Origin of the sequence: Pseudorhodoplanes sp., assembly GCF_035565855.1 — a bacterium.
Lineage (GTDB): Bacteria > Pseudomonadota > Alphaproteobacteria > Rhizobiales > Xanthobacteraceae > Pseudorhodoplanes.
This window is the reverse complement of sequence record NZ_DATMRX010000278.1, coordinates 1-4,479: the sequence shown is the minus strand read 5'-3', so window position 1 is coordinate 4,479 and position 4,479 is coordinate 1. Positions and strand designations below refer to the sequence as shown.

General features: G+C 64.1%; 5 protein-coding genes. 2 read left to right on the top strand and 3 right to left on the bottom strand.

Annotation, left to right across the window (positions count from 1 at the left end; genetic code table 11):
- Positions 1 to 51: 51 nt before the first annotated feature.
- Entirely contained in the window at positions 52 to 1,035 is a 984-nt protein-coding gene (locus tag VN004_RS16020; RefSeq protein ID WP_325612049.1) for a UDP-glucuronic acid decarboxylase family protein, read from the top strand.
- Between the two features lie 154 nt (positions 1,036 to 1,189).
- The gene (locus tag VN004_RS16015; protein ID WP_325612046.1) at positions 1,190 to 2,344 is read left to right on the top strand and encodes an LLM class flavin-dependent oxidoreductase; all 1,155 of its coding nucleotides are present in this window, start codon (positions 1,190 to 1,192) and stop codon (positions 2,342 to 2,344) included.
- Between the two features lie 21 nt (positions 2,345 to 2,365).
- Here the strand turns inward: VN004_RS16015 and VN004_RS16010 are convergent, their stop codons facing one another.
- From VN004_RS16010 to VN004_RS16000, 3 genes are all read right to left on the bottom strand, one after another.
- Positions 2,366 to 3,334, bottom strand: coding sequence for a tripartite tricarboxylate transporter substrate binding protein (locus tag VN004_RS16010; RefSeq protein WP_325612044.1), 969 nt, complete (start codon positions 3,332 to 3,334; stop codon positions 2,366 to 2,368).
- A gap of 96 nt (positions 3,335 to 3,430) precedes the next feature.
- Positions 3,431 to 4,189, bottom strand: coding sequence for a hypothetical protein (locus VN004_RS16005; protein WP_325612042.1), 759 nt, complete (start codon positions 4,187 to 4,189; stop codon positions 3,431 to 3,433).
- Positions 4,190 to 4,212: 23 nt separating this feature from the next.
- On the bottom strand, positions 4,213 to 4,479 hold a 267-nt coding region (locus VN004_RS16000; RefSeq protein WP_325612039.1), incomplete at its 5' end, for a tripartite tricarboxylate transporter substrate-binding protein.

Genomic DNA, 4,479 nt, shown 5'->3' with positions numbered 1-4,479 from the left:
GGGCTGGGTGAACGCCCATTGCGAGGCGTTGCCGTGAGGGGCTGTGCCGCGATGCATCTTGAAAATCGTGTCCTGGTGACGGGGGGCGCGGGCTTTCTCGGCTCGCACCTTTGCGAACGGCTTCTCGACGCCGGCGCCAATGTAATCTGCGTCGATAACTTCTTCAGCGGCACGCGCAGCAACATCGAGCACCTGATCGGTCACAAGCGCTTCGAACTGATCCGTCACGACGTAACCATGCCGTTGTTCGTCGAGGTCGATGAAATCTACAACCTCGCTTGCCCGGCGTCGCCGGTGCACTATCAGCGCGATCCGGTGCAGACCACCAAGACCAGCGTGCTCGGCGCCATCAACATGCTGGGCCTTGCCAAGCGCGTCGGCGCGAAAATCCTCCAGGCCTCGACGTCGGAGATTTACGGCGATCCCCAGGTCCATCCGCAGCCGGAGAGCTACTGGGGCCATGTCAATCCGATCGGGCTGCGCGCGTGCTACGATGAGGGCAAGCGTTGCGCCGAAACGCTGTTCTTCGATTACAAGCGCCAGCATAATCTGCGCATCAAGCTTGCGCGGATCTTCAACACCTACGGCCCGCGCATGCATCCGAACGATGGGCGGGTGGTGTCGAACTTCGTCGTGCAGGCGCTGCTCGGCCGAGACATCACGATCTACGGCGAAGGCACGCAGACCCGGTCGTTCTGCTATGTCGACGATCTGGTCGACGGCCTGATGCGCTTCATGGCCGCGGGCGATGGCGTGTTCGGGCCGATCAACCTCGGCAATCCCGAGGAATTCACCATCCGTCAATTGGCGGAGCAGGTGATCGCGCTCACCGGCTCGCGTTCGCGCATCGTGCATCGCCCGATCCCGCAGGACGATCCGCATCAGCGCCGCCCCGATATCTCCTGCGCGCACGACGTGCTGGAATGGGCGCCACGCACGCGGTTGAGCGAGGGATTGAAGCGTACGATCGGCTATTTCGATGCGCTGTTGGCGGACCGGACCATGCACGGCCGCCTGACGACGGCGGTGGCTTGAGGCCCAATCGGGGCCGCGTTTGCATCGGCGGAAATTTTCGGACACCGAAACCGTCCCGCGCGGGGCGGTGTGCAGGCATGCAAGCCTCGATGCCGGGCGCTATCGGCGCCGTCGGCGGTCGGTTTATAGTTCGCGGAACGATTGGAGCCTGCGAATGAACCTTCCGGCCGCCGCATCCGAGCATTCCCGCGTGTCCATGCGCGACCGCATGGCGATGTACAACGACAATGTGCTGAAGATCGGCCTGTTCGGCTCGAATTGCTCCTCGGGGCGCGCGGTGACGCGCGTGCCCGAGCGCTGGTCCGGCAACTGGGAGGACAATCTGGCGCTGGCGCGCATGGCCGACGACGCCGGGATCGACTTCATCCTGCCGGTCGGCCGCTGGAAGGGATACGGCGGCGACACCGATTACATGGGCACCACGCTCGAGACGATCACCTGGGCGACCGGCCTTCTCGCGCACACCAAGCGGCTGATCGCATTCGGCACGGTTCATGCGCCGCTGTTTCATCCGCTGATCGCGGCCAAGCAATTCGTCACCGCGGATCAAGTAAGCGGCGGGCGGTTCGGGCTCAACGTCGTGGTCGGCTGGAACGAGGACGAGTTCCAGATGTTCGGCGTGACGCAGCGCGAGCACGAGCAGCGCTACGATTACGCCCAGGAATGGCTCGATGCGGTGAAGCTCGCGTGGGGCCCGAAGGATGACTTCGATTACGACGGCCGCTTCCTCAAGCTGAAGAACGTGCGCGCCAAGCCGAAACCCTATGGCGGCTCGCGCCCGCTCATCATGAACGCAGGCGCCTCGCCGGCGGGGCGGGCCTTCGCCATCCGCAACTGCGATGCGTTCTTCACCCAGGCGTCGCTGACGTCTATCGAAGAAACCGCCGGGCGCGTGAAGGCGGCGAAGGACGATGCCGCGGCGCAGGGCCGGGAGCTGGACGTCTATGCCGTGGGCGTTGTCACTTGCCGGCCGACGCAGAAGGAGGCCGAGGAGTATTACAACTACGCCACCATCGAGAATGCCGACTGGTCGGCGGTGGACGGCATCCTCGGCAAGAAGAACATCTCGCCCGCGACGGTCGGCGAGGAGGAATTCCAGAAGCAGCGGCATCATTACGCGCATGGGCTCGGCGGCCTGCTCATGGTCGGCGACCCGGACCGCATCGCCGGGCAACTCGCCGACCTGAGCCGCGCCGGCTTGCGCGGCATCGGCTTCTCGTTCGTGAATTATCTCAAGGAGCTGCCGTACTTCTGCGACGAGGTGTTGCCGCGGCTCGAACGTCTCGGCATCCGCCAGAAGCGCGCGTGAATTTCCTGCGTTGCGAGGCCGTCAGTCGAGCTTCATGCCGACGGCCTTGATCACCTTTTCGCGGGTTGCGGCCTGCGACTTGATGAATGCGCCGAATTCCTCCGGGCTCTTGCTGATGGTCGGCTCGATGCCGGCGTCGAGCAGGCGTTTCTTGACCTCCTCCAACGCCATCACCTTGGCGAGCGAACCGTAGAGGCGGGCAATGATGTCTTTCGGTGTGCCTGCGGGGACGACGACGCTCTGCCAGATGCCGAGGTCGAATCCCGGCAGGGTTTCGGCGATGGTGGGAATTTCGGGCGCGATCGACAGCCGTTGCCCGCCGGTCAACCCGAGGATCTTGATCTTGCCGTCGCGCCACAGCGGCAGGGCGACGTTGGCGCTTTCCATGCCGAGCGGAATGTCGCCGGCGAGAAGGCCGGTGATTTGCGTCGTGCCGCCCTTGTAGGGAACCTGGGTGAGGTTCACGCCGGCCATCATATTGAACAGCGAGGCGATGACCTGCGAGGTCGGCGTGCTGACGCCGACCATCAATTCGCCGGGCTTGCCTTTCGCGAGTTCGATCACGTCCTTGACCGAGTTGACCGGCACCTTGACGTTGGCTTCGAACACCGACGGGATATAGGCAATCAGCGCGACCGGCGCGAAGTCCTTGAACGGATCGTAACTGAGCTTCGAGTAAAGGAACGGGTTCATCACCAGCGTTCCGTCGATGGCGAGCAGGATCGTGTAGCCGTCGGGCTTGGCCTTGGCGACGACCTGCGCGCCGATGATGGTGTTGGCGCCGGGGCGATTGTCGACGATGACCTGTTGGCCGAGATCGTCGCCCATCTTCTGCGCGACGAGCCGCGCCAACACGTCGGCGGGGCCGCCCGGCGCGAACGGCACGATCATGGTGATCGAGCGTGTCGGGTAGCTCTGCGCCGAACACGGCAAGGCCCATCCCAGCAGGCAGACGGCTATCGCCAGAAAACGGCCGAGGCACGATGGCATCAAACCCTCCCTTGGTCTGTCGTCGTCCGCTTCATCCATCGGAATGACATGGCGTGTGCTCCGAAGGATGAGGCGTTGCGGGCGATATTTCGCCTCTTAGTTCAAGCTCTGCATCAGGCGACCAAGCTCGGGCATCGGCTTCAGCGGCGCGAGCTTGTCGCGAAGCCGCTTCACTGCGCCCCAAAGCACGGCTTGGTTGCTGTTGACCACCGGCTTGCCGAGCGTCTGCTCGATATCGGCGATGGCTTCGATCTGCCGGGTGTTGGTGCAGGACAGGAACACGCCATCGGCCTCGGGCCGGTCGTTCTCCCTGGCAAGCTTTGCCCAGTCCTGCGGAGTGACGTCGCCGAAGTTCCTGGCTTCGAGCTTTAGCGCCACGTCCTGAACCACGGCAACACCCGCAGCGGTCAGGTAATCGACGATGGGCTTGTTGCTTTTGTAAGGCGTCAGCAGAACGACGCTCTTCATCGCAAGCGTTTGCAACGCATCGAGCACCAGGCGGCTGGTTGCCATCGCAGCGATGCCGGTGGCTTCGGTGACGATGTCGAGGATTTTCCCTTCGCCTTGCGGTCCCTGCGTCATCGACGTGTCGGTGCAATGGAACACGATCGCGTCGGGGTGGGCGTCGGCCAGCAATTGGGCCGCGCCCGCGATCTCGCCCTTCATCTCGGGAAGGGGGCGTTTCCATTCGCCGGCGACGCGGGCCCGCGCCACATGGATGCCCAGCCCCTCGGGCGCGAAACGATTGAACTGCGGCTCGCTGAACGTGTTCACCGACGGGATGATGAGGCCGATGCGCGCGCGGGGCTGCGTCATCGCCGCGCTGCCGGTGCTCGCGGTGGGCATCACGTTCATCGTCGCTCCCGTCTTGTCCGGTGTCAGTTCAGTTTGATGCCGCTGTCCTTGTAGATTTTCGTCCAGCGTTGCGCCTCGCTGCGGAAGAACGCATCGAACTCCGCGGGCGTGGTGGTCACCGCGGTGATGCCGGCTTTCTCCAGCCGGTCGGCGACGACGGGATCGGCGTAGGCCTTCACCACGTCTTGCTGAATTTTCTGCACGATGGCGGACGGCGTGCCCGCCGGTGCGACGAGGCCGATCCAGCTCGACATTTCGCCGATCTGCGGCAGGTTTGCCGCGACGGCCAG